Genomic DNA, 26,134 nt, shown 5'->3' with positions numbered 1-26,134 from the left:
AATCATATCCTCTTCATTCAAAACAACATCACATATCAATCGACATGCAATCGCTGTTCATTCGCAAAGCCAAATTTCTACATACAATGCTTAAATTCGATAAATCAATAGACTGTAACCACGGTGGTTATTTATTTTATAAGTGTGGGATTTTAGGTGGAGTGAAATGTTCACGGTGAATAAATGACAAATACATGCTTACTCAATTAAAATCATCTGATGATATATGATAAAGAATTAGACAATTTTACTTCACTTGGAAAAATCTGGTTACCAGATAATCGAAATAATGTCCTTCCAGCATTATTGAAATCTACACCAGAGGATGGTTTAACTCTCGAAGTTGCTGGCTCACTTACTATTTTAAAAGAGCTTTCTAGTTATGATGAAATTCATGGTAAGTTCATTGAATTTGGAGATATTACGCTATTTAACAATCTTGAAATAAGTAGAAAACTCCCTGATGTCACGCATATATCAAGTCTGTCTATCACCTCAGGCCATCATTTATCAGACTCTTTTATAATTGAAGGCTCAACATTAGCATTAAAAATGAACAGTCTTAAATATTGGATTGGCAACTTTGATAAGGAAGACCTCATTTGGGAAGCTTTATATTCAGAAAACGATAAAATTAGAATTATATCTAAAAATAAAAATTCAGATTTTATTGATGAAGAAAACCTAGTATTAATTGATATCCCTAGTAATATTAAAACCTTTAATGATTTTTATAGTTTTCAACTCAAAATCTTAAATCTATTTAAAATACTATTTTGTAGTGACACTAACTTCACCTTATGTTCACTATCAAAAACATTTGTAGATGTTACAAAGACAGTATCTACAGATGTATATACGCCTAGAGGGATGAATACAAAGGAGATGAATTATCATTCTCAAACTCTTCCTTTAAATTTTCAAGATATAAAAGAATCACTTCCTAATATATTCAATAACTGGATAGAGAATTATGACAATTTTATCTCATGCTTCACAGGACTTAATGTCACATGGAGCTGGGACAATATTTATAGTGAAGCAGAGATTTTAGCTTTAGTTCAAAGTTTAGAAAGTGTTACTAATCTCAATGACTATAAATCACTACCTTTCAAGAGGAATGATTTCAAAAAAATAAAAGAAGACCTCAAAAAAATCATCTTATCTAACTTTGATGAAGATACTTCTAAGGTCCTAAATAGAAACTTACGTCACTTAAATACAGCTCCTCTTTCTGAAAGAATCAATAATTTATTTGAAGACTTTCAACCTGAAGAAATTAGTAAGTTAATTGGCCCATTAAACAAAGTCATTATAGATCTTGTATCCCTAAGAAATAAAATCTCACATGGGTCGCTGTACAATAGTGAGAAAATTTCATTTTCATGGAACAATCACTCCATTCTACATATATATACAAAAAGAGCTGAAGTATTACTCTATATTAGTCTTTTACATCATCTAGGTATTGAACCTGAAAAAATCATGAGAAAACTATATAGAGTATACAGTAAGTATGACCTAGATAATAAGCCACTAATAAATAATTAAGATATTATAATTTTTCGAGTTTTCCTTCCTTAACAAAATACACCCCCTTAAGAAATTCCCACTCTGTAGGAACTAAATCGTTAGAGGCATAAGGATTACAAATCAATCTCAAACAATTTGGATTTTCAACTGTTTGAGTAAAACTTCTAACATTTGTAATTACACCGCTTATGAAATTAAATTGTTCCATAAGTAAGCCTGTTGCAGGGACATCAGTCCCTATTTCTTTTTTTATTTTCTCTCTGAAGGGATAGAATACTCTTTTATCTTCAAGATCATCTACTGAAATTGACATTGTTAGTTCACCAACTCCTAATAATGCCTTACATGAGATAGGCATTTCATCTTCATCTAAAGTATCCGCAAAATTAACACCAGATAAATCTGTAGCAATTACTAACCTATCTTTAGGACCTACTATACCTTGCTCAATATACTTCTTAAATTTATTTGCTTTTGTAAGAAATGCAGAGGTTACCCTTAATAGAATTTTCTCCGTAGGTACGTTTTGAGCCACTCCAAACATAACGGCAGGAACAGAGTCTGGTGCACCTTCTTCACCACCAGTCACTGAAATAGCCTCTATCCATGTTTTCGGCGTATCTCCAAAACATAAGTCTGGACCATGTGATTTTCCATTATTTAACGTTATATTATTATCTAGTAAAGATTTAGCAAGGAATAATTCCCACCATTTTTGGCGAAACTTATCTCTAAACTCCCTGATAAAATGAGAATCACCACAGAAGGGTTTAAAAAGTTGCCACATCTCCTCACAATTTTCTAATATGAATAATCTAGAAGGTTCATTTCGATTAAAATTATATATATCATCTAAACCATTCTCATTAGCAAAAAGTTCAGAACATTCAAGAAATTCTTTATATTTTTGATCTTCCATAAATATGCTCCACCAAGAAACTTTTATTCTTAAATAATATCTTAACCAACCATTAAAAGATTATTTTTAAGTAAAGTATTCAATTCATCAGCTTTATCATAAGTGATATCGTTTAAAACTAATCGCATATTAATAAGTTCATCATATATTTTCAGCATATCCTCGCCCTTCATACTTAATAAGCCTCTATAGACGTGATATTGGCCACTTTCAATAGACTCAGCAACTCCGACAGCTACTACAGATACAAGAAATCCATCAATGGTACGACCTTCTTTTCGAAGAGATTGTTTTAGGTTCATATCATTAATAACTGCTCGATATACTGACTCATTAAGTTTAAATAATTCTTCTGATCTATATTTTTCAGCAAGGTTATTTAATGCCTCATATGTATTATAAGCAGGTAAAGACATCATAATTTCTTCAGAGAATTCTGACGCTTTTTCAGATAGAAAATTTGAAAATGGTAATACTAAAAGAAAGCATAATTTAGACTTAAATAACAAGAATGAATTTATCATCGTAACAGCAACTTTAAAAAAGATTGTATCAAGAAAGTAGTCAGCAATATAAAAGCCAATGACTATGGAAACGGCAATATCTAAGATTGGAATTATATAGTAATTAAATTTCATCTGATTTCTTGATTTCATGGCTTTCTCCTACTACTAAATAAACAGCAAGAAGTACGCCAACATAACTATCTGAATTCACAATATATTGTGTCTTAAACCTCTACATAAGGGAAAAATTGAACACTTTTTCAACATATCTCCTTTTTTTATTATCATCTATCTCTACAGGAAAAATCCTCAGATTTTATTTACAACATCCGATAACTATCTAAAATCATATAGGAAAAATAATGGAAACAATTGTTATCGTAATCATCATAATTATAATGTTAAACATTATTGCACACATACTATTTCCCAAGGCATCAGAGAGTAAAGCAAGAGCAGTCAAAACAACTCTAGAATCTACTAAAGATAGTAAATACTCAGAAGAAGAGCTTAATAAATTATCTGAAATTCAGAGAATCAAAGATAAAGTTGTACTCTTGAAAGAGACAGCTCAAAAGCAAGAGCTAGATAAAAAAGTTTTTAAACTGTTTAATAAACTTAATTTCTTCATTAAAGAAGATCAGAGCGATGATAAAAAAGATTTGTACTTAGAAGGAATAATTAAACTTTCATATAACTGGAAGAAAAACTTAGACGTTTTATACAAAGATCAAACTATTTTATTCAGATTGGGAAAAGAAAAATATTTTGATGATACAGAATATACAGATTTGAATTTGATCTTAAATGAAGAATTGGTCTTCACCCTAACTCTCTGTCGATCTAGAACCTATGATGTATTTGTGGGATATGAAGACTGGAGTATATTAAAGATTGATTCATATATCCCAGGGGAGTGGCAAGACCTCATAAATGAAATATATGATGAGATGATTAAAGTGGAACAAAAAAGAGAAAAGAGTAGAAAACTAGATTTAACAGAGACCAATGAATTAAAAAAGAAATTTGGAATTAAGTAATATATTACATTAAAGAGATAAGCTATGTGGTACACAAGACTTCAATCACATTCAGTAGAAGGCTGGGAGATGCAATTCGCATTCTCAATTCCATTTGTATTCCTAATTGCTTATTTTGTTACTCAGATACGCTTAGCAAATGAAAAACTTTCATTTGAAAGAGATGATCAGCGAAAAATCTTCTATATAAAACGAATCAGGATAATGAAGATCGGGATGGTAATAACATTTATTCCCTGGGGAGCAGTCTTGCTTCTCGCCTAGTTTGGTCTGGTCAACACACGAAATGCCATGAAATCAAATGAAATACGATGAGAGGAAAGAAAGGTAAACGACTGATTTTACTCCTAAGTCTTTGTTAATATTGAATTAGTTTTTGCGTCTGGATATCCCCTTGGGAGTACCAGTTTTATAAAGAAGCCAGACCTAGTCTGGCTTTTTTATTTTCTAGACCTTAGTTTTCATTAAATTAAAAATTTCATAGCTCATTAACGAGAATGGAATATCTACAGACTCTAAAATAAATATTTTCTAATTAGCTCAAAAAATTATAGTTAACTATCATATTGAAATTTCACTTTAAGTAAAAAAGGAATAGATAATGAAATATTTTATTGCTGGCGCTTCCCTATTATTCACATCAATGCTTTTTGCAGAAGAGAAGAGCTTTGAAATCTCAAAAGGTATACTTACCCTTGAAAACTCTAGTGGGAATGTTTCAATTACAGGTACAGAAAGTAGCTTAATGAAGATCTCTTACACAAAAAAAAGCTGGGACGAAGGCTGCAACTTAAATATTGAACAAAGTGATAATGTTGTAAGTGTAAAGGTTCAAAAGACTAAGAAAAAGAGCTCTGGCTGGTTTTCTGTTGGGCCACAGTGTGAAGTAAACTTTAATATTACAATGCCAAAACAAGTGAGGCTATTATCGAAACTAGGCTCTGGAGATACGTCAATTACAGGCCTTAATGCCAACAGTGATCTTAGCTCAGGTAGCGGACAAATTAACATTACAAACTCAGCAATGGACTCATTAAAAGCATTCCTTGGAAGTGGAGATATAAATGCTAAAGGTCAATTTAAAGAGGTAGGCCTTGAATCAGGAAGTGGTAATATTAAGCTTATCAATCCACAGATCAAAACACTGAAGGCCAATATTAGTTCAGGTAGTGGTGACATTACAGTGATTGTCCCAAAAGGCATGAAAGTGAATTCAAAGCTAGAATCGGCCAGCGGAAAACTTACAAATAAGGCCGGAAGTAGTGACGACTCAAAAATTTCCATTAAAGCAAGTACTGGAAGTGGTGACGTTACTATCGAAAACATATAAGAAACTCAGTTTAGAAAGCGCCATGATAAAAAGTGGCGTTTTTTATTTTTAATTTTAAGATATTAAAGAGATGGTCAAACAAAGACATCATGAAATAGAACAACAAAAAACGAGAGCTATTGAAAAGAATATCTCTAAATAGTTACTGAGGAATTATGAAAAAACTTATTTTAATTTTACCAGTTATCTTAATTGCGATTTATTACTTAGTCGTAAATCCTAAACAAGCACAAGATGACACTTTAGCGACAACAACAAATGAAGTATCAAAAGAAGTACAACAGGCATCGACAGAATCATCTTCGACTCCCCTAGTGGAAAATAATATATTAAAGAAAACAGTTGATACACCGGAAGTACTAAGTGAAAAGAAAGTGCTTATAAAAAAACTTTTGAAAGAAATATCAAAAGCTAAACTTAATCAAACATTTGAAAATGCGTTTAAGAATAAAAAGTTTAATGAGCAGGCTCCTGAGAAAAAAGAGAAGCTACTAGAACTTGTGAGAAATTTTCCATTTCAAGAAAAACTTGAGAAGTCATACGAGAACTTAAGTCTTGATGAGCTTCAAGCAATCGCAGAAATTCAAGATAGTGAGACTTCTAAAAAGCTGCAAGAAAATGCACAGCAAACTCAGGATAAAATAGTCTACCACATTACCAATGGGAAAGATTACGAGCTTACAGAAGACAAAAAAGAGTTAGTGAATGGCATTATTGATGAAGCCTCTCTTCTAGAGCAATCAACTGCCTCATCTAAGAGTTTAATCCAGGCCATGATGATTCATACTGAGCAGGAAAAGAATCCTACGATGAATATAAATGAGGTCGTTGCCAATGCTCAAAAGCAAACAGATGCGATCTTGGCCGCACAGGGAAAGAATATAAAGATGGCACTCGATATGTCATACGAAAGCCTTTCAAAAGAAGAGCTTGAAGCTCACCTTCATATGCTCCAAAAAGTCGATGCAAAGAAAGCCTACCAAGCGGCCCTTAAGGCCAGCAACTCCGTTTACAAGGAGTTTATGATTGAATTCTTAAAAGTTATGAAATAAACCAAGGCCGCTTCTTTAAGCGGCTTTTTTCTTCCCTTCAAAGTCACTAAATTTACGTAAATTCTATAACTTACTAAAATTACGTTAAGTAATACTGGACTAAATATGTACTTTTTTCAAATATAATGTATTGTATAATGATTATACTTTTAAGAGGTTATAACTACTAGTCAGTTAATTATGTTTGGACAGGACAAAATTTTGGTTAATGATTATTACCATTTAGATCAGAAATATAAAGAATTCTTCGAGATGCACTTTCTCGCAGTTCTCCTAATGTCTGTTCTGTATGTCGTCTTCTATTTTTACAATATTGAACCACACCTATTAACGACGTTCAATTATATGATCGCCTTCGATTCCATTATGGCAGTCGTCTTTTATAAGAAGCTTTTTAAGAATAACCTTACGTTTGTCATCTTTTTCTCAGTTGTTGTCGAAAGTCTAATTTGGTCGATCTACCCACGCCTAGCAGACTATACTGCTACAAGCTCCCTATGCTACATTGGTGGAATCATTGTCCTCGCTTTCCATCTTCAGCATACAAATATCAAGTACTGTCTCCTACATTTTATAATTATAGCTACAAATAACTACTTTCTTGACGACCAAAATCTCGTTCTCGTAACTTTTCTTCATATTTTTATAACGACAGTTAGTTCCATTCAGTCCATCACCTTCAAGAAGAATGCTAATCAGATTTGGCACAAAAAAGAACTTCATAAAAATATTTTAAACTTAAAGAGTTACTTTACTCACAATTTATTAAATCCTATCAACAATATGCTTGCGATGATTTCTTCCGGACTAGACGATAGGGATAAGATCAAAAATAGCTTAAGGGCCAACAGTAGTCGTATGGAGGACTTTTTAAAGAAAGAGTTTGATGATGTTGATCACTTACTCGACCATCAAGTTGATATATTTAATGTACCAATTTTTAATAATTTCAAAAGGTCTTCGATCATCGTAATCCTATCGATGAGCGTCTTCTATACTTTTTTTGCAGTTGAATTATTCAGGCCAATTTCAAATATTTCTTATACTGGCCTGGCAATTGTTTTAAATTTCTTACTCTTTGCTTTTCATTTGTATAGAACAACAAATCACTTTTCGATTCAAAAGATCAGCTATATTTACCTTTTTAATGCTCAACTACTATTTACTTTTAAATTCTACTTGAGCTCAAACTCACCGATTGCGCTTCCACTGCTTTTAAGTAGTTACTTATTTACGATTGTCTTGGCCGCCAACACCAGAGTTAAATATATCTATAGTCTCACACTGACAGCATGCCTACTGTCACTTGTCGTTAATGATATTATCGACTGTATTTTATTTATATCTTTTATTGTTTATTTTTCAAAAGTTGTACTTGGCTTCTTTCATAAACAAGAATCTATTTATAAAAGTATTAAGAAACTTGTTAAGCAAGAAACTTCAATGATGTTCTCTCAAGAGATTGAACTAAGACTCCTTCCTCTTTTTCAAAAGCTTCAAGATAGTATCGACCACTATTTGTATAATGAAGAGCTTGAAAGCGATACTGAAGAAGTCATCGAAAGTGCCCATAACTTCACAGAAGTTGTCCACTTATTAAATAATGACGATCATCTTAAAAGAACACAGGATAGCCTGTAATCAATGTGGAATTAGCTTCTTTGAGAAAGGGAGATTGCTTCTTGTATTTCATTACCCTTAAATCCACGACGTTCTATATAGCGCCTAAAGAAGCCACTGGCCTTCGCAACTAAAGTCTTGCGCTTTGGGATGACGACAAGTTCCGCTCTCTCTTCAATACCACTTATGATATCAGAGACAACCTCCTCAATAGTAATCATCTTCCAAGGTCCTTCTTTATTACCGCCCCATAGTTTGTTTCCTACTGGATCACTTGTCACTCCATCCATTAATGGCGATGGAAAAAAAGTTGGGTGATAACTTCCAACATCAATTCCCAGATGCTTCACTTCCATTCTAACGCTGTTACAAACGGCATGAAGCCCTGCTTTACTAGCGGCGTATGATGCCTGAAGTGGACAATGGACAAATGAGGCCATGGAACATATTGCGGCCATATAGCCAGAACTTTCAGAAATATAAGGAAGGGCAGCTTTAAAAGTTCGCCAAGGCCCATTGAGGTTGATATCGATTACCTGTGAAAAATCTTTTTCACTTGAAGAAATCATTGGGGCCATTTTTGTAATACCTGCATTTGCAATAATGATATCGATTTTTCCAAAATGATCATTGGCCTTTGCCATAGCGGCCTCAATTGAATCCAGGCTTGTCACATCAACTTCAAGCGCTAGGCCACTTAACTCACTTGCCTGTAGCTTTAGCTTTTCAGAATCGATATCCATTAGGGCCAACAAAGCACCCTTCTTTGCTAACTCTAAACTTAGAGCTTGGCCAAGGCCTCCTGTGGAGCCCGTAATGGCAATAACTTTATTCTTTAGGCAAATTCTATTCATAGTGGGCTGCTTATAACACCGAAGTGGCGAGCAATGAGATTTATTGTAAACAATACAAGACATTCTTAATTTAGTCCCTATAACATACTAAAATTACAGAGCTTCATTTTTCTAAACAAGCAAAGTTGGCCATCTATAAGCTGTGAGATATTGAAAGTGATACAATTGTTTAATGAAGTTGCTCTTCATCTTATCCCTATTCACCTTGGCCATCTCTACTTTTGCGCAAAGTAAGCCCAATAATGAGTTTTCAATCAAGATTGATAACGATGCTGCTTTTCAGACGGACCAGTACTATTCCAATGGCCTAGAACTCATGTATCAAAGGAGATTTTACTCCCAGGGCTCCCTTACGAAGTTTCGCCTCGGTGTCTCCCACAAGATCTACACCCCAGAAGCAACATTGAGTACGACAGTTGTTGAAGGCGATCATCCATATACAGGACTCCTCTACGGAATATTAGGGTTCTCCCACGTTAATAGTAACTATTACTTCCGCGCTGATCTTTGGACAGGACAACAAGGACCAAATGCGAAGGCCGGTATCTTACAAAATCTCTTTCATAAGATGACTCCCTCTTCACAAGTGAATGGTTGGCAAAATCAAACAAGTAATCAATATTTTTTCAATGGTGAGTTTAAAATTATTAAGATAAATCGTGGCCCAATTTTTGAGTTATCTCCATGGCTACAAGGACACTATGGCGGTCTCAAACGTGACATTGAAATTGGCCTAAAACTTGGAATGAGGCTTGGCTTCTTAGAATTCTTCGCCAATGGCTCAGCTGTTGCAAATTATTTTGATGCTGTCCTTCAGGGCTCAAAGAAAGTCGATTCGGTCTATGTTATTGCAGATGAAGACATGGAAGATATTTACTATAAAGTAGATGCAGGATTTAACTTCTTCTTTAGTGCTATGAGAATCACACTAAAGGCCAACTGGCATGGACCTCAGTTTAAAGGGGCCTCTGACCACACATATGCAACCCTTGAGACATCATTTTATTTCTGATCTTAAAATTGAATAGTACTTCATATCCCAATGCTTTCCACGATGATAGATTTCACTTCGAAGAAGTCCCTCATACTTAAAACCTAGCTTTTGCATGACCTTTTCACTTTGTATATTCTCGGCCTTACAACGACACTGAATTCGCTCAATATCAAAATTCTTAAAGCAGTAATTAACAACTTCCTGGGCAGCCTCAGCAACAATCCCCTTCCCCCAAAAGTCATCATTGAGTACATAGGCAAGCTCCATGCACTTATTCTTTGTTGAAACCCAAAAACAACCAACACAACCAATTAGCTTATCATCACCTTTAAGGGTAATTGCAAATGGCTCAGGAACCTGTTGTTCGTAGTTTGAAAAAGCATACTTCTCAATAAAGTCGACACTATCTTCCACCGTCTCATGAGGCTCCCAAAGGGTATACTTGGAGATATGTGGCTTCTTTCCATATTCAAATACTGCATCCTTGTCACTGAGCCTTACTTCTCTTAGAACAAGTCTTTTTGTTTCAATTTTTGGAGGTTGCCACATAATTTATCCTTCTTTACCCGATCTTAACTGACAGATTTTATTATATCGACAAAAGTTTTACACAAAAAGTGTATTTTTTTATTGTACGGAATTTAGGAAAGGAATAATATATAACCAAGTTATATAACTAGGATATATAATTACATTATATATTTAACATAAACCAATGAGGATTAATTATGAAAAAGTTATTACTTCTAGTTCTACTATCATCAGCTTTCGTTTCTTATGCTAATGAAGATTGGTCGGATTCAGTTGCTACAGATGAATCAGCAGTAGTTGAAGAGTCTGCTCCAGCAGCTGATTGTACAGTAACTGGTGATTGTGTTGAAACAACAGAAGCTTCAGATACATCTCTAGATGCTGAACTTTCAGACGATTCTGATCTGGAAGTTGTGCAATAATTAAAAACCCTTCCGCAGCAGCTCTCCAGCTGCTGCATTAATTTACGATCGGTGTCTCCTTGGTTTATACTAAAGACGTGAAAGACCTAGAATTTTCAAGAATACTTTTAGATGTAATGCCAATCATTATCCGCTCAATTCGTAGTGAGCTCAGACAAGCGGCATCCCCTCATATATCCTATCCTCAATTTAGGGCCCTCTCTAATATTGGAAGAGGATTAAATACTGTTGGGGAATTGGCCGACCACCACGGAATTAGCCAGCCGGCCATGACTAAAACAATTAATATTTTGGTAGATGAAGACCTTGTGACTAAGAATAAATCGAGTGAAGATGCGAGATTGACGATCTTAACTCTAAGTACAAAAGGTCAGAAGCTATACAATGATGTGTGGAGCGAAGTTCAAGAAAAGATTTCACTTAAGCTAAAAGACTTTCCAATCAAAAATCGCAAAATGATGGTTGCAAATCTTCAAAAGCTAAAGAGTATTATTGATTAATTTTTTTGAAAACGATTGATATACGTACAGTGCTGACAAAATTTCTCTACACGAATATTATTATCGAAGCCCTCTCTCATTGCGACCGCTCGAGGTGAGCTTAGAATACTTTTTAAACTCTCATCTAAAACATTACCAAGTGGTATCTGGCTCTCTTTATCAAGACAGCAAGGAACAACTGTACCATCTGCATGAATTCCAATATGAGTCTTTAAAGCGTGACACTTCCCTACTTCCCCTTGGTTAGGAAGGTCCCAAGATGGCCAATCAAAATGAGAGTCAAAATGAAGATATACCTTATTCCAAATTCTCTTACTCTTTATCGATTCAACTTGCGTACGACGATTTATTTCAATATCGTAGAAACGCTCGAGAGTTTGAAAGACCTCTTCATTTTCTTTCATGATTTGTTCACTTCGCCCCAAATTCCATAAACGATAATTTACATAAGTTTCAGGAGAAACTTCATGAAGTTCTCTAGAGAAGTCTAAAATTGGTCTTAGGTATGTATTAAAATCTCGATTAGGAAAGTTATCTTTATAACTTTGGATAGAAAAATTAATCTGTCTTAAGACTTTGCTCTTTAATAAAACATCCTTACGTCCTGCAATGACAACTCCATTAGTAGTAATCTGGACAGGAACACCATTGTCTTCACAGATGGCCATTATCTTTGAAAAATTAGGATGGGCCAATGGCTCCCCCATCAAGTGAAGACATACTTGCTTTGCCAGAGGCTTGGCCTGAACGAGAATTTTTTCAAAATCCTCTGGCCCCATAACTTTCTTATCGCGCTCAACAACAGGACAAAACGTACACTGTAAGTTGCAAATATTTGAAATTTCGATAAAGATTCTATCTAGCATGGGACTTTCTAACACGCTTCATCAAGATTTGTCAGGTTTTTTTGACGAAGAAGAATTACGACTCGATAATATTTATATTAAATAAATTTAGGGGGAAAGAGGTGAAACAAATTCTATTAGTCGTGATTATATCTTTAATCGCATTTGCATCGGAGGCCAATCTTGATTCATTCTGTGCCTCTAAAAAAGGCGATACTGGCCATTATAAGTCGGGAGATAATTACTATATCTTCAAAGGGCCATTTCTTTATAAATTCGAAGAGGAACAAATTAGGTTAATCTTTTCAAAGTACGAGATTCGTTCTGTTAAAGAATATAATGGAAAGCTCTACATTCTCACTCCTGATTATATCTTTGTTCATAGTCTTAATGATTACGAGTTCATCACAAGTTTCCCATCGACAAATCAGAAAATAGTAAAGAAACATCAAACAGCTCAAGATATGACTATTATGAATGATAAACTCTTTGTCGCTCATGGCTCACTTGGACTAATTAAGATTGATCTTACTGCTTATAGTATTGAATCAATTCACAGTTTTGATCTTCCGCATGATCCAAGCCAAGTATCGACTGCAACAGGTATCGACAATGATGGAGAAAAGATCTTTGTTATGCTCGATAATGTCACTTATAATTTTTCAACTAAGAAGAGGGCCTTTGAGGGGCTTGTCGTGTTAGATAATAATATGAATCAGGATAAAGTAATATCGATTCGTCAAAATAGAGAAGCTCTACATATGCCTAAGGCGATCGTTCATGACGGATACTTAGTTTCAAAAAATATTCAAAACCTTTATTTTTATAAGATCAGTGACTTTGCAAAGGCCAAGACTCTTTGGCCTAAAAGAAGACTCTATGATTTTGCAGGTGATGACCTAGCATCAACTCCTGCAATTATCGATGGGAAAGTTATTGGCTGCTTCAATCAATATGATGGAATAAGTTTTAAATACTTTCACAGAGAATTTAAATTATAAAAAAAGCCTAGGATCACCTAGGCTTTTTTTTTATTTCAATCCGTATAATGATTCTAATTTTTGATCAAGCTCTGGCACAGTCAATTTCATCTTAATATAAGTATCTATTAAGTTGTCATTAAGAAGTAGATTTAGGTCTTCACCATTTTCAAGTTGTTCATTGATATTGTGGCGAATCAGGTCACGTAATCCCTCAAGCCCTTCAATATCACCTCTTTCAATCATCGCCTCAACTTGTGCTCTTTCTTTTCTATTGAAATCAAAAAGATGTGAGATCCCAGATGTTGCCTGAGAAACAAGATAAAAAGCAGCTCCAACACCTTCGGATGTTAAAGTGATCCCTTTACCAGTGTACTCAGTACCCTTCTCAAGATTATCAGCGCCAATTAAAAGCTCAGTTAACTTTGACGATTCAACACTTGCCTTCTCAATTAATTCCAATATCTCTTCAAGAGTCATTCCAGTGATATCAATTGGCTTCTCAAGAACCCTTGATAGAAATTCATTAAGGTCAGTTAGTAGCTCACTCCCTTTAGTTGTTCCATCCAATGCTAACTCAATTAATTTTTCAATATGAGTCATTCGTGTCGCTTTTGAAAGAAGATCAGCGATCTCTTCAGTGGCCATTGTTGAAATATCAAGAGGCTTTTCAAGAACTCGAGATAAGAATTCATTGATATCTGTCAATAGATCCGATGCTTCAGATGTTCCCTCGAATGCGAGATCAATAATCTTAGTTAAGAACTCTTCTGACTTATCTGAACTAGGCTCTAAATAAACATAGATCTTTCTTGAAACCTCAAGAGAAGACTTCGTCGCCTTACCTGAGACTTCAAAAACCATAGCAATTCCGTCTGCAGTTAAACGGAATGCCGGCTTTGAGAACTCTGAGAGGTTAACAATTTCTTTAGCAACTTTTTCCGAAGCACGATACGAAGATTGAAGTCCTTTAGAGATAAGGGCCTCTAATTTTTCACGAGAAAAGTCTGCAACTTTAATCGTTTGTCTCGTTGTACTCTTACCTGCATCATAGATAGCTTCTGAAACTTTTGAAGAAGCATCAAATGCAGCGTCTCTTATATCAGCTCCTACTGCATGAAGAGATAAAAGAGTAAATAGAATAGTCGAAGTTGTTTTTTTCATTATTAATCCCTTTATAGTTTAAATTATTTTACAATTTGGTTACCGTAGATTTCTTCTAACTTAAGATCTAGATTAGGAACTGATAGTCTAAGCTTGATATAAGTATCGATTGCATTGTCATCTAGAAGTCTATTTAGATCTTCTCCATTTACAATTTCTTCGTTGATATTGTGTCTAATTAGATCACGTAGACCTGCAAGACCGTCTACATCTCCTCTCTCAACCATTTGCTCAATTTGCTCTCTTTCTTTTCTGTTGAAATCAAATAATTGAGAAATACCTGTTGTGGCTTGAGATACAAGGTAGAATGCAGCTCCAATACCATTTGAAGTTAGAGAGATTCCTTTTCCTGAGTACTCAATACCCTTTTCAAAATTCTCTGCACCAAGAAGAAATTCTGAAGCTTCAGAAGATTTCTCGCTTGCTTTTCCAATTAACTCAAATATCTCTTCAAGAGTCATTTTTGTTACATCAATTGGCTTCTCTAGTACTCTTGAAAGAAATTCATTGATATCAGTAAGAAGCTCAGAAGCTTCTGATGTCCCTTGGAATGCAAGTTCTAGAAGCTCAGTTAAAAATTCACCTGTTGCTTCAAGTGTTGGCTCAAGGAAGATATAGATTTTTTTAGATACTTTTAAAGTTTGTTTTGTTCCCTTTCCAGAGATTTCAAATACCATAGCAAGGCCATCAGCAGTAAAACGGAAAGCTGGCTTAGAAACTTCAGATAGTTTAACGATTTCTTTTGCTAGCTTCTCTGATGCCTTATAAGACGACTCTAAGTTTTTAGAGATAAATGCCTTTAGGTGCTCACCTGTGAAGTCAGCAACTTCAACTGTCTTATCAGTTGCGCTTTTTCCCGCATCGTAGATTGCTTCAGAAACTTTAGAAGAAGCACCAAGAGTTGCATCTCTTACTTCAATAGCATTTGCTTGAAGTGCAATTAGTGTCATAAGTGTAGCTGTAGTAAGTCTTTTCATAATTTTTCTCCTTTTTTGTTTTTTTATAAATTGTTATTTGCTATATGCTTTCATTGAAATAATTCTTGCTTGATCACGAATATTTCTAATTAAATCGAGTAGTCTTGCTAGGTCCTGAACCTCTTTTTCATAATTACTTTTTACGTCTTCTAGTAGTTGATTTTCGATCTTTTCAAGCTCGGCGCTTTTAACATTATGTCTATCAAAGTCAGAGTCTCTTAAAACTAATGGAATTCCGTAACTAGAGTCATTTGCCTTCACACGACTAGACTTTCTCATTTCATTCCATTCTTGGATTCTCTTACCAAGTGGAGTTTCTTCTTCCATATTCTTGTCTAAAAAGTTCCCAACCTCTTCATCAATTGAAGACTGTTTAATTTTAAAGATTGCGCCTGTTAGAATTGAAAGATCGTTTAGCTTTCCTTCAACATCAACAGTTTCACTTAAAGCATTTAATTCTTCGAATTTTTCAAATAAACGATCGACATCAAAGTCTTCTAAGATATCTTTAATAAATTTTTCTCTTTTTACTGTTTTGTACTTATGATCACGCCCTGGAATACGACGTCTTTTAATGTTGTAGTCTGACGCCTCAGTACCAAACAAAGACTTTTTCACTTCTTTAAGAAGCTCGATATCACTTGGAAAGAACATTCCTTTCTTTTGTGCCTTCTCAAGGTTTTCTAGATCATCTTCATTTGAGAATTCACTTTCAGTGAACTTATCGAGAAGTGAATAAGGTAGAATAACTCTTTCATAAGCAAATTCATTATTTGGTAGAGCTGATTGAAATAGCTCATTTGATTCTGATGCACAGTTATTAGTGATAAATTTATAATCACCTTCGTACTCCCAATAAATCTCTAAAACTTTATTGATGAAGTCCTTCTTTTGTTCCTCTGATAAATAGATTGGCTGACTAATAAGATCTCTTAACTCTCCACCGTTATACTCATTAATAACCTCAGGGAAAGAGAGCATGAATAAAACTGAGTCATATCCACCAAGAACACCTTTTAACATGTCACTTTTAATATCTGTTACGTTGGCACGGTAAGAAAGAACGACATGATAGAGCTTATCTTTTAAACATTTCTCGTCTACCTTCTTTCTAAAAGGAGCACAAAGAACTATTCTAAACATTGAGTGACCAAACCCAGAGATCATTGAGTCACCTTTTGAAGCCAGTAGGTAATCAATTCGATATACACGACTTGGATCGATATCTCTCGTCACCTTTAGGTCATCCAGAACGATCTCAGAAAAAATCTTACAGTCGTAATTAGGAAATGGAACATGATTAAGTAGTTCACTATAGAACTTGTAGTAAGATGGCCTTCTACACTTATACTCTTTATCCATTAGGAAGAACTCAAAGTTAACAGCATTATGCTCTTTTAAGTTTTCAAATTCATATGCATCCACAGATCTCTTCGACGAAAGATTCTTTGTCTTCTTAGAAAAGAAGCCTTTCTTCCAATTTGCAAGTTTGTAGAATGAAAACAATCCACTAATCGAGTTTCGATTCGTATCTTGGGAAAGAACTGCACGACACTCATCACTTAAATGATTGCGCTCTTCTTTTTCGTTACGACAAACTCTTGCTTTTTGCTTATGCTCTTTTGTTCTAACCTTTTTTAGATCATAGAGGTGTGCTAGCTCGTGTAAAATCGTTGCCTGTGCTTTTCTCACATAATTCTTATGGCCACAGTTAAACTGTTCAATACTTTCATCACCGTTAATAATTTCTTTGATAAACAGAGACGTAATCTTGATCTCATCGCGATTAAAATAACTCACACTTCCGTACTTAATAGGTACAGATTCGTTACAACGATCTTTTGGAAAATTTCTAATATTTTTATTCTCTTTAAAATCAGAGAAAGTTACTTCAACTTTTTCACCAATAGCATCTCTTACTGAAGCAGGAATTTTTTCATCAACCTGAGTGATAAATACTTCAAGAGTTTTCACAAATTCTTTTGGAACGCTATCCTTATTAAGCTTAAGAACTTGCCCACTATAAGCAAATGTCGCCCCCGTTAATAAAGTAGTCAGTAAACTCTTGAAAATTAGGTTTCGCATAATATTCCTTAAACAGTTGTACAAAGTTTGTTCAGCAATTAAGTCGATAGAAGGCTGTAACTTCGTTCAATTTCTTTTATTTGGAATATTATGTTGCAATAGGTATGCCAGTTTTGAATTGGTTCATTGCTATTTAGTAAAGACGAATTCGATCACTCTTCAATGTACTTAGCTCTTCACCGCAAATATTGATTGGTGCTTGCCCTTGCGGCCCGAGAGGAACTGTTTCCAAAAGGGTTCCCTCTACATCTCTCTCATCAACGTGCCCTCGGCATTCGATTGCACTAGATGTATATGAAATAACTTTATACTGGTAAATGCTAGCAGGTGCTCTTAGGGGGGAATCCACTCCCTCATTAAAACATGATAATAAGAGAATGATGAAGAATACAATTGAGAATATTTTCTTGAGTGACATAATCACTATTTCGGACAGCTTGCGATATGAGCAGACTTAATTAAAGTAAAAAGGGAGCCATAGCTCCCTTATTATTAATTCGAATTAAGTCCACCTAGTAAGTGGCGCGAAGTGAAGCGTATATAATCAATACTCTCCTCTGCTCCAAAGGAAGAAGTGTAAGCATGAAAGCTTGATAGGAAATGATGCCAAAGCATTCTTCTAAAACCTTCTTCCTCTTCAGTGCGAATAATAATTCCAGCACTTCTAAACAGTGGTTGCACCCACCCCCAATAAAGATCAACGATCTGTGGAGTCAACCTCGCAGCAACAGAGTCACTATCGGCCATATTCTTAGTATTGTACGCAAGAGATAAAAATTCATCAGCGATATTCTTATGAATCATTAATTCTTGAAAAATCGCTTTGTAATTATTTGCAAGATTATCTGCGTTTGTTTCATTTTCTTCAACGCGGAAAGGCTTGTTAGTAATTGCAGAATTTAAATTTTCTCTAAATAGACTGAAAATGACATCCTCTTTCGACTTAAAGTAATTATAGTAAGTTCCAATCCCCAATCCACACACCTGGGCCAATTCTCGCATTCCTACTTCATCAACCCCTTTTTGAGTAAATAATTCCATTGAGTTCTTTAGAATCATTTCTCGCGTTCTCTGTTTCTTGATTTCTCGTAAACCTGCCATAACACCTCCTTCATGGTCAGCGTAGAACAAGTAGCTCCCGAGCTAATTGGTCGAGAACTCTTTCTATTTTGATCATAGTCGATTCATGGATGACGCTCATCTTAATTAAGTTAAAAGATGGTAATTCGTAGGTAAAAATTTAGTCAGCTGATCTTCATCATTGCCCATTATATGGACTTTTTGAGAAGTTATTGTCTAACATATAAACACTGGTTTTTTTTAAATTGCTTAATTTACGAAGAATCTTAATTTTGAGATAATGGTTAAATGTCTATATTATTAAAGTTAGTTCCTACATTAGTTTCTTGGTACCTAAGATTTGTTAAATTCACATCAAAAGTTGTTGTTCTAAACCCAGAGAACTTAGATCTTGCTAAAAAGATGGGAAAGTACGGTAACTACGCTTTAGCTGTATGGCACGAGCACTACCCTACTTCAGTCTTAACAGAGCTAGACACTGGAATGGTAACAATGGCCTCTCAATCAAAAGATGGAAGCCTTGCCGCAGATACAATTTCCAAACTTGGTTTTACGCCAACTCGAGGAAGCTCTTCTCGTGGAGGGGCCAAGGCACTACAGTCCATGATTGAGCAAATTAATGAGAATAGACTCAATTCTGCCATCACTGTCGACGGCCCTCGTGGACCAAGCTATGTTCCCAAAAAAGGAATACTAGTCGTTAGTCACGAATGCGAAGCACCGGTTCTTTGCATCCAGTCAATATCAACTCGTCGTTTTTGTATTAGCAAAAGCTGGGATAAAACGAAGATTCCAAAACCATTTGGTCGCATTTATGTTGCCTATGGCCGTCCATTTCAGGTAGAAAACCTAAATAATGACTATTTAAAAACTTATAGCGAGCAAATTGTCACAACGCAACAAGCTCTTGCAGAGCAAATTCGTAAGCATGTAGAATACTAAGTCATTGAAATCATATTAAATTGTCGAGATTTTTTGATGAATTAAGTCGTGAAATAATGTGTCGTTAGTGGTACAAATTTAAGTTACTATTAAGATTTCAAAAAGATTTTATTATAATTAAGAATTGATCAATATTGTTTAAAAAGTGAGATGCTATGGCAGAGAATATGCTGGAAATTAAAAACCTTACAGTTGAATTTCAAACAGAAGATGAAAGAGTTAAGGCCGTAAAAAGCTTAAACCTAAGTATTCCTAAAGGAAAAACTGTTGGGCTTGTTGGTGAATCTGGTTCAGGTAAGTCAGTAACATCTTTAGCAATTATGGGGCTTATTCCTAACCCTCCTGGAAGAATTAGCGAAGGTGAAATTCTATTCAATGGTGAAGACCTAACAAAGGTTTCTAACGAAAGAATGAGAGAACTTCGTGGTAATAAGATTGCAATGATCTTTCAAGAGCCAATGACATCTTTAAACCCAGTTTTTACAACTGGTAATCAAATTGATGAAGTACTTATGCTTCACCAAGGAATGAATAAAGAACAAGCTCGTAAGAGAACAATTGAACTTTATGAAGAAGTCGGTATTCCTTCACCAAAAGAATCAGTTGATAAATATCCACACCAAATGTCAGGTGGTCAAAAACAACGTGTAATGATCGCAATGGCAATGGCATGTGAGCCAGAACTTCTAATTTGTGACGAGCCGACAACAGCTCTTGACGTTACAATTCAAAAGCAAGTTCTTGAGCTAATGTTTGATCTTCAAAGAAGACATAATATGAGTATGCTTTTCATTACTCACGACCTAGCAGTTATTGCTGACATTGCTGATGAAGTTGCGGTTATGTTCAGAGGTGATCTAGTTGAGCAAAATACAACAAAAGCACTTTTTGAAAATCCAAAACACCCTTATACAAAAGGTCTCCTAGCTTGTCGTCCAAGTCTAGATGAGAACCCAGTAAGGCTTCTTACTGTTGATGACTTCCTAAATGCAAAAGAAGATATTGATGTTTCATCTCTTGAAATGAAAAAACCAAGAGATATTAATGAAACTGATAACCCAGTACTTCTAGAAGTTAAGAACTTCAACAAGCACTTCCCAATTAAAGGTGGAATCTTTGGCCGTACAGTTGATTGGTTTAAGGCCGTTGACGATGTAACTCTTCAAGTAAGAAAAGGTCGTACACTTGGTCTAGTTGGTGAGTCAGGTTGTGGTAAAACAACTCTTGGCCGTACAATCCTTAGACTACTAGAACCAACAGCTGGTGAAGTAATTTACGACGGTATTAACGTAACTAATTTAAATAAAACACAAATGAGAGAGATGCGTGAGAGAATGCAGATCATTTTCCAAGACCCGTACTCTTCTCTTAACCCACGTATGACTATTGGTGACATTGTAACTGAACCAATGGTTATTCACGGTATCGGCGGAACAAAGAAAGATAGATATGCAGTGGCCGCTGACCTTCTAGAAAAAGTAGGTCTTAAAGGTGATCACCTTAACCGCTATCCACATGAGTTCTCTGGTGGTCAACGTCAAAGAATCTGTATCGCTCGTGCTCTTTCTCTTAAGCCAGAATTTATCATCTGTGATGAGTCAGTTTCAGCACTAGATGTATCTGTTCAAGCACAAGTACTTAACCTACTTCAAGATCTTCAAGATGAACTAGGTCTTACTTACATCTTCATTTCACACGACTTATCTGTTGTTAAGTACATCTCTGATGAAATTGGTGTAATGAACAAAGGTAAAATTGTTGAATACGGTCCAGCACACGAGGTTTACCGTAACCCACAAGATGAGTATACGAAGAAGCTTCTAAGCGCTATTCCTAGAGGCGTTCCAAAAGAGCTACTTTAATTAATTTTCTAAACTAAATTTTAGATAAATTTATAAGAAAGGAGGTCAATGACCTCCTTTTTTTATTTTCACTTTTTGCGCTATAATACGGAGATGGAGGAAACGAAATGCCTGTTATCGAATCAAGCTATACTTGTCATCAGTCTCTACAAAATGGTCACCTACAAACGATCATTCCATTCTTTATTAGAAGAACTCCAAAGCATAAATTTGAAAAGAGAACTCTAACGACACCAGATGGTGACTTTCTTCGATATTATAAATCATCAACTGACTCTCCTCTTGAGAAAAGACACCTTATCATCATCTCTCATGGACTAGAGGGTAACGGCCGCGATCGATACATTCTCGATATGATGAAGAAGTTTAACTCTCAAGGTTATGATGTCATCTCCTGGGATATGCGTTCTTGTGGAGGTACCCTAAACCGCACTCAAAAGTTTTATAATGCTCAAGACTATCATGACTTAAAATTTCTCGTTGATAGTGTTTCTGAAGACTACGATCATGTTTCTCTCATGGGTATAAGCCTTGGTGGTGCTATAACAGCAAACTACCTAGGACGACACCCAGAGCTCGTAAATCACAAGATTTACCGTGGCTTTATTCTCTCTTCTCCTATGGATTTAAATGGCTGTTCAGTGAAATTAAAAACTGAAATTTCACGCCATATTTATCGACATGTCTTTGTTTATTCCATGAGAAAAAAGGTTATTGAAAAGGCCAAGCTCATGGAGCTACCAGTAGATCTGAATAAAGTAAAAAATATTAAGCATATTGATGATTTTGATGAGTATGTTACTGCCCCAATTTACGGCTATCGCGATGGTTATCACTATCGTGAAGAGGCTTCACCTATCTCTCACTTGGAAAAGATTCGCGTCCCAATCTACATACTGAATGCTTACGATGATCCCTTCCTATCGGAAGAAAGTTATCCCTATGAGCTGGCACAAAGGAAAAGTAATTTATTCCTCGAGGTCCCAAGAAATGGTGGTCACGTGGGCTTTATCAAATCTCCTTCAGAGAAATATTATTGGTATGAACAGCGAATATTAGATTTTTTAAAAATGAAGATATAAGAAAGGCCTCCGATTGGAGGCCTTATTTTATTTTTTAAATTGAACTTTATATTTTGCTTTTGCTCCCGCGTAACCATAAACCTTGATATAGTAAGTATTAGAAGAATTCACTCTTAATCTCACGGCCTCATTGTCACTTGACGATTCTTTACGAGAGACAACTTTAAAAGATGATCCCATTTTCTTAAGAACTTCAAAGTCTAGATCACCTTCGCTGTGTGAGAAGAAGATTCTAAAGTCTAAAACTTCACCTGCTTTCATTTCAGCTTTATAGAAATCAACATCTTCTTCACTGTCGATTTCAACATTTTCAGAGAATCCTGAACCTAACTCTGTTGCCGTTTGTGCTGTATCATTATCAGAGCTTGGCTTATCTGTTGAATCGCTATCATCTTGATCTTGCGCTAAAACACTTGGGAAGTTTTCTAGGATAAATGGAACAATTCGACTCATTGATACTGCACCATTATAAACTCCGCGTCCTCCCCATCCGCCGTAACCAGCATGGTGGATAGCATATACCTTATCAGAGTCTGCATTAAATACTGGTGAACCAGATGAGCCTCCTAAAGTGTCAGCATCGTATAAAACATCTCCTCTAAGTCCTACAACCTTTCCTTCAGATACTTTCTTCGTCCAGTCACAGTTGTAATCAGTATAGTAATCACAGTTTTGGTGGATAACATAAACGCTATCTCCCTCTACTGGTTCAGTTGTATCTAAAACAACCTTACCGTAAGTCTGACCTGGCGTCCCTTCACACTTAACAAGTGCAAAATCTAATTCCTCATCATTACCGATGAACTCATCACATGTGATCTCACCTTGGCCTGACTTTGAAACACCTTTTTCATGTTTCATAAAAACTTTCATTCCCACAACATCTGCTGCACTTGTGATGCAGTGATGATTTGTCATTAGAACGTTATCCGAGATTAAAAAGCCAGTACAACGGCCAGTGTTTGAAAATTGAATATCAGCTACTGCTTTTGAGTTTTTTCTAATATCTGAAGAATCATCAAAAGCTATTACTTCTTGCCAGTTAACATCGCCAACAATGATTGAGCCTGTTGCTACATCTGCATCCGCTGAAGCTGGAACACTTTTCCCACATGAAACTGTTAAGAATGTGGAAACAACTACTAATAAAAACATGGAACTTCTTACTGACATTACCCTCTCCTCCAATCTTCCTTATGGAATCTTTCAAGCTCTTTTGTGAACTTGTTGATTGAGTAATTTATAGAAAAATAAACATGATATAAGAACCTGGGTGTCTTTTTTATAGGCCCATAATGCCTAAAGTTAAGCAAATGTAAGAAATTAACCAAAAATTACAACAAGCAGAGGTGTTAAAATGTCACCTAATCAATAGGAATTATTGAAAAATCGGCGTTTTTAAAGCTCTTAAGCTCTTTTGGAATAACTTTAAGGATCATTCCTTCCAGTACATCAATAACCTTCTCTTTGTAGAAGATTCGGCCGTAAACTATTGAAACTTCACGAGTTGGTACCGGAGGCGTAAATGAGCGAATCATTTTCTTTCGAACACCTGTTAAATCAAGCATATCGAGATGAGGAATAATCGTATATCCACTATCCTTGGCCACAAGGTTCTTAATTGTCTCAAGGGATCCACTTTCAAAGTGCTGAAAGCCTTTAACTTTCTGGCAAAGATTTAAGACCTGGCCACGTAGACAATGACCTTCTTGAAGGAGCCAGAGCCCATCTTTGTCTAGGTCAGAATATTCTAATTGGCTCTTGTGATAGAGTTCGTGATCTTTTGCAATAAAGCCATAGAGTGGTTCATAAAACAAAACTCTTTCAACAAGCTGATTATTATGAAGTGGAGTAACAAGAAGTCCTGCATCTAATTCGTCTCGATCAAGTTTTTCAATAATTTCATCAGTCGTTCTCTCTTCAATAATAAGATCAACTTTTGGAAATTCTTTTACGAAGCGACTTAAAAAAAGAGGTACAAGATACGGTGCTAAAGTTGGAATTACACCTAGTTTGAACTCGCCTTCTATACCGACTATTGGATCACTTGCAATATCTTTTAGTTTTTTAAATTCTTTATTAACAACTCTAGCTTGAGCAATAAAAGTTTCACCTTCAATAGTTGGAACGATAGGATTCTTAGAGCGATCAAATATAACAAAACCTAAGCTATCTTCTAGCTTCTGAATTTGCATACTCAATGTTGGTTGAGAAACATGACACTCTTCAGATGCCTTTCTAAAGTGACGGTGTTTATCGACTGCTAATACATATTCCAGTTGAGTTATTGTCATAACAAGAGTTCCTGAAGGTTGATTTATAATTTCTATACTATATCATACTCCATAATCGGAGACTATATGAACAACAGCATTGATTTATTTCAAAGTCTATCATCTTTAGACTTATTTATATTTTTTGCCATTTTAGGCTTAACTATAGCCAGTGTTATTTACGGTCAATATCGCATGAATAAATCCACAGAAAAAGAGTCATTCCTCGATCTTCTGATCATGGGAAGAAGACTCACCCTACCTCTTTTTGTCGCAACACTTGTTGCAACTTGGTACGGTGGAATATTTGGAGTAACTGAGATTGCCTTCAATCAGGGGATTTACAACTTTATCACTCAAGGTGTTTTCTGGTACATCGCCTATATTATTTTTGCATTCTTTCTCATTGATAAAATTGAGCCTTATCACGCGGTTACTCTACCTGATTTAGTTGAAAAAATGTTTGGGCCACGCTCAGCAAAACTCACCGCAGTTTTCAACTTCTTCAATGTTCTCCCAATTGCTTACGGAATTAGTTTAGGTATTTTTCTGCAACTAATTTTTGGAGGATCGCTATTACTTAACACAAGTCTTGGCGTTGGATTTGTTGTTCTCTACTCTATGTGGGGAGGGCTAAGGTCAGTTGTATTTTCCGACCTCATTCAATTCTTTGTTATGTGTCTTGCAGTTGCTTTAGTTCTTGGATTCTCTTTCTTTGAGTTTGGTGGCATCTCCTATTTAAAAGCAAATCTACCTGAGTCCTACTGGTCTTTAACGGGTAAAAACTCATTAGCAACAACTTTTGTCTGGGGTTTTATTGCCCTCTCAACTCTAGTTGATCCAAACTTTTATCAACGCTGTTTTTCTGCCACAAGTGGAGAAGTTTCAAAGAAGGGTATTCTGATCTCAACTTTCATCTGGTTTTGTTTCGATATCTGTACGACGTTTGGAGCGATGTATGCAAAAGCCGCAATACCAGATGCACAGAGTGCACATGCTTACCTAACATATGCAATTCAAATCCTGCCTCATGGACTTAAAGGATTTTTATTAGCGGGAATTCTTGCAACAATATTATCAACACTCGATTCCTACCTATTTATCGCTGGAACAAACCTGGCCTATGACCTTGCACCAAAGAAATACAAGGGTCGCATTTGGATTCACCACTTTGGAGTTATTTTTGTTGCCGTTTTAACAGTGATTATGTCTGAATACTTCCAGGGAAATATAAAATCTGTTTGGAAGACTCTTGGTTCATTTTCTGCATCATGTCTATTGCTGCCAGTTGTCTATGGTTACCTCTTTCCGAAACGAATTAGTGATAACCAGTTTGTGACGGCCTGTCTGGTAGGAGTTGTCTCAACGGCCACGTGGCGTCATATTTCAAAATCTGGCTTCTACGCCAATATTGACGAGCTCTATATTGGTATTATTGCAACAAGTCTAACTCTGTTCATTTATCACCTAATTAGGGATAAAAAACTAGTCGGATAAGGGCCAACAAGTGTATCCTTTGTACTTAATTTCGTAGGATTTTAAG

The 26,134-nt window shown here is 35.4% G+C and carries 26 protein-coding genes; 14 read left to right on the top strand and 12 right to left on the bottom strand.

Features of this window, described 5'->3' with window-relative positions; all coding sequences use genetic code 11:
- Window positions 1-219 precede the first annotated feature (219 nt).
- Window positions 220-1,551: a HEPN domain-containing protein gene (locus ABMA76_RS00810; RefSeq protein WP_392910443.1), complete on the top strand. Its 1,332-nt coding sequence runs from the start codon at window positions 220-222 to the stop codon at window positions 1,549-1,551.
- A gap of 4 nt (window positions 1,552-1,555) precedes the next feature.
- Here the strand turns inward: ABMA76_RS00810 and ABMA76_RS00805 are convergent, their stop codons facing one another.
- Window positions 1,556-2,452 (bottom strand): hypothetical protein, encoded by an 897-nt coding sequence (locus ABMA76_RS00805; protein WP_392910445.1) that lies wholly within the window; start codon window positions 2,450-2,452, stop codon window positions 1,556-1,558.
- Window positions 2,453-2,493: 41 nt separating this feature from the next.
- Window positions 2,494-3,108 (bottom strand): hypothetical protein, encoded by a 615-nt coding sequence (locus tag ABMA76_RS00800; protein ID WP_392910448.1) that lies wholly within the window; start codon window positions 3,106-3,108, stop codon window positions 2,494-2,496.
- A 212-nt stretch (window positions 3,109-3,320) separates the two neighbouring features.
- Here ABMA76_RS00800 and ABMA76_RS00795 point away from each other — a divergent pair, with 212 nt between their 5' ends.
- The 5 genes from ABMA76_RS00795 to ABMA76_RS00775 all read left to right on the top strand — a co-directional run bounded on the left by ABMA76_RS00795 (window position 3,321) and on the right by ABMA76_RS00775 (window position 8,021).
- Window positions 3,321-3,998 (top strand): hypothetical protein, encoded by a 678-nt coding sequence (locus ABMA76_RS00795; protein ID WP_392910450.1) that lies wholly within the window; start codon window positions 3,321-3,323, stop codon window positions 3,996-3,998.
- A gap of 24 nt (window positions 3,999-4,022) precedes the next feature.
- Window positions 4,023-4,262, top strand: coding sequence for a hypothetical protein (locus ABMA76_RS00790; protein ID WP_392910451.1), 240 nt, complete (start codon window positions 4,023-4,025; stop codon window positions 4,260-4,262).
- 337 nt (window positions 4,263-4,599) lie between these two features.
- On the top strand, window positions 4,600-5,328 hold the full coding sequence (locus ABMA76_RS00785) for a DUF4097 domain-containing protein (RefSeq protein WP_392910454.1): 729 nt from the start codon (window positions 4,600-4,602) through the stop codon (window positions 5,326-5,328).
- A gap of 155 nt (window positions 5,329-5,483) precedes the next feature.
- Window positions 5,484-6,380 (top strand): hypothetical protein, encoded by an 897-nt coding sequence (locus ABMA76_RS00780; protein WP_392910456.1) that lies wholly within the window; start codon window positions 5,484-5,486, stop codon window positions 6,378-6,380.
- Window positions 6,381-6,581: 201 nt separating this feature from the next.
- Window positions 6,582-8,021, top strand: a complete 1,440-nt coding sequence (locus tag ABMA76_RS00775; RefSeq protein ID WP_393060643.1) for a hypothetical protein — start codon at window positions 6,582-6,584, stop codon at window positions 8,019-8,021.
- 11 nt (window positions 8,022-8,032) lie between these two features.
- Here the strand turns inward: ABMA76_RS00775 and ABMA76_RS00770 are convergent, their stop codons facing one another.
- Window positions 8,033-8,854, bottom strand: coding sequence for an SDR family NAD(P)-dependent oxidoreductase (locus ABMA76_RS00770; RefSeq protein ID WP_393060641.1), 822 nt, complete (start codon window positions 8,852-8,854; stop codon window positions 8,033-8,035).
- Window positions 8,855-9,026: 172 nt separating this feature from the next.
- Between ABMA76_RS00770 and ABMA76_RS00765 the strand changes: the two genes are divergently transcribed.
- Entirely contained in the window at window positions 9,027-9,866 is an 840-nt protein-coding gene (locus ABMA76_RS00765) for a lipid A-modifier LpxR family protein (protein WP_392910461.1), read from the top strand.
- Here the strand turns inward: ABMA76_RS00765 and ABMA76_RS00760 are convergent.
- Window positions 9,852-10,397: a GNAT family N-acetyltransferase gene (locus tag ABMA76_RS00760; protein WP_392910464.1), complete on the bottom strand. Its 546-nt coding sequence runs from the start codon at window positions 10,395-10,397 to the stop codon at window positions 9,852-9,854. The two genes, ABMA76_RS00765 and ABMA76_RS00760, sit on opposite strands and share 15 nt — an antisense overlap.
- A gap of 179 nt (window positions 10,398-10,576) precedes the next feature.
- Here ABMA76_RS00760 and ABMA76_RS00755 point away from each other — a divergent pair, with 179 nt between their 5' ends.
- Window positions 10,577-10,801 (top strand): hypothetical protein, encoded by a 225-nt coding sequence (locus ABMA76_RS00755; RefSeq protein WP_392910466.1) that lies wholly within the window; start codon window positions 10,577-10,579, stop codon window positions 10,799-10,801.
- Between the two features lie 77 nt (window positions 10,802-10,878).
- Window positions 10,879-11,301: a MarR family winged helix-turn-helix transcriptional regulator gene (locus tag ABMA76_RS00750; RefSeq protein ID WP_392858325.1), complete on the top strand. Its 423-nt coding sequence runs from the start codon at window positions 10,879-10,881 to the stop codon at window positions 11,299-11,301.
- Here the strand turns inward: ABMA76_RS00750 and ABMA76_RS00745 are convergent.
- The gene (locus tag ABMA76_RS00745) at window positions 11,298-12,167 is read right to left on the bottom strand and encodes a radical SAM/SPASM domain-containing protein (protein WP_392910468.1); all 870 of its coding nucleotides are present in this window, start codon (window positions 12,165-12,167) and stop codon (window positions 11,298-11,300) included. The genes ABMA76_RS00750 and ABMA76_RS00745 overlap by 4 nt on opposite strands.
- Window positions 12,168-12,268: 101 nt before the next feature.
- On the opposite strand from ABMA76_RS00745, the gene ABMA76_RS00740 reads away from it, so the two are divergent.
- Window positions 12,269-13,147, top strand: a complete 879-nt coding sequence (locus tag ABMA76_RS00740) for a hypothetical protein (protein ID WP_392910470.1) — start codon at window positions 12,269-12,271, stop codon at window positions 13,145-13,147.
- A gap of 30 nt (window positions 13,148-13,177) precedes the next feature.
- On the opposite strand, the gene ABMA76_RS00735 is transcribed toward ABMA76_RS00740, so the two are convergent.
- The 5 genes from ABMA76_RS00735 to ABMA76_RS00715 form a co-directional block, all read right to left on the bottom strand.
- Window positions 13,178-14,290: a hypothetical protein gene (locus ABMA76_RS00735; RefSeq protein WP_392910472.1), complete on the bottom strand. Its 1,113-nt coding sequence runs from the start codon at window positions 14,288-14,290 to the stop codon at window positions 13,178-13,180.
- A gap of 23 nt (window positions 14,291-14,313) precedes the next feature.
- Window positions 14,314-15,267, bottom strand: coding sequence for a hypothetical protein (locus ABMA76_RS00730; RefSeq protein ID WP_392910474.1), 954 nt, complete (start codon window positions 15,265-15,267; stop codon window positions 14,314-14,316).
- Window positions 15,268-15,300: 33 nt separating this feature from the next.
- Window positions 15,301-17,352: a DUF4105 domain-containing protein gene (locus ABMA76_RS00725; RefSeq protein WP_392910477.1), complete on the bottom strand. Its 2,052-nt coding sequence runs from the start codon at window positions 17,350-17,352 to the stop codon at window positions 15,301-15,303.
- A gap of 133 nt (window positions 17,353-17,485) precedes the next feature.
- Window positions 17,486-17,770, bottom strand: coding sequence for a hypothetical protein (locus ABMA76_RS00720; protein ID WP_392910479.1), 285 nt, complete (start codon window positions 17,768-17,770; stop codon window positions 17,486-17,488).
- 74 nt (window positions 17,771-17,844) lie between these two features.
- Window positions 17,845-18,453, bottom strand: a complete 609-nt coding sequence (locus ABMA76_RS00715; protein WP_392910481.1) for a TetR/AcrR family transcriptional regulator — start codon at window positions 18,451-18,453, stop codon at window positions 17,845-17,847.
- Window positions 18,454-18,720: 267 nt separating this feature from the next.
- Between ABMA76_RS00715 and ABMA76_RS00710 the strand changes: the two genes are divergently transcribed.
- From ABMA76_RS00710 to ABMA76_RS00700, 3 genes are all read left to right on the top strand, one after another.
- Complete coding sequence (locus ABMA76_RS00710; protein WP_392910483.1) at window positions 18,721-19,374, top strand: lysophospholipid acyltransferase family protein; 654 nt, start codon at window positions 18,721-18,723, stop codon at window positions 19,372-19,374.
- 155 nt (window positions 19,375-19,529) lie between these two features.
- A complete protein-coding gene (locus ABMA76_RS00705) occupies window positions 19,530-21,236 on the top strand; it encodes an ABC transporter ATP-binding protein (protein WP_392910485.1) in 1,707 nt (568 codons plus the stop codon).
- A gap of 107 nt (window positions 21,237-21,343) precedes the next feature.
- Complete coding sequence (locus ABMA76_RS00700) at window positions 21,344-22,318, top strand: YheT family hydrolase (protein WP_392910487.1); 975 nt, start codon at window positions 21,344-21,346, stop codon at window positions 22,316-22,318.
- Window positions 22,319-22,345: 27 nt separating this feature from the next.
- On the opposite strand, the gene ABMA76_RS00695 is transcribed toward ABMA76_RS00700, so the two are convergent.
- Together ABMA76_RS00695 and ABMA76_RS00690 are read right to left on the bottom strand one after the other, a co-directional pair.
- On the bottom strand, window positions 22,346-23,491 hold the full coding sequence (locus ABMA76_RS00695; RefSeq protein WP_392910489.1) for a trypsin-like serine peptidase: 1,146 nt from the start codon (window positions 23,489-23,491) through the stop codon (window positions 22,346-22,348).
- 191 nt (window positions 23,492-23,682) lie between these two features.
- Window positions 23,683-24,612, bottom strand: coding sequence for a hydrogen peroxide-inducible genes activator (locus ABMA76_RS00690; RefSeq protein WP_392910491.1), 930 nt, complete (start codon window positions 24,610-24,612; stop codon window positions 23,683-23,685).
- Window positions 24,613-24,786: 174 nt separating this feature from the next.
- Here ABMA76_RS00690 and ABMA76_RS00685 point away from each other — a divergent pair, with 174 nt between their 5' ends.
- Entirely contained in the window at window positions 24,787-26,088 is a 1,302-nt protein-coding gene (locus tag ABMA76_RS00685) for a sodium:solute symporter (protein ID WP_392910493.1), read from the top strand.
- Window positions 26,089-26,134: the final 46 nt, after the last annotated feature.

Source organism: Halobacteriovorax sp. ZH5_bin.2 (genome assembly GCF_043196375.1).
In the GTDB taxonomy this organism is placed as follows: Bacteria; Bdellovibrionota; Bacteriovoracia; order Bacteriovoracales; family Bacteriovoracaceae; genus Halobacteriovorax_A.
This window is presented reverse-complemented; position numbering and strand designations above follow the sequence as displayed.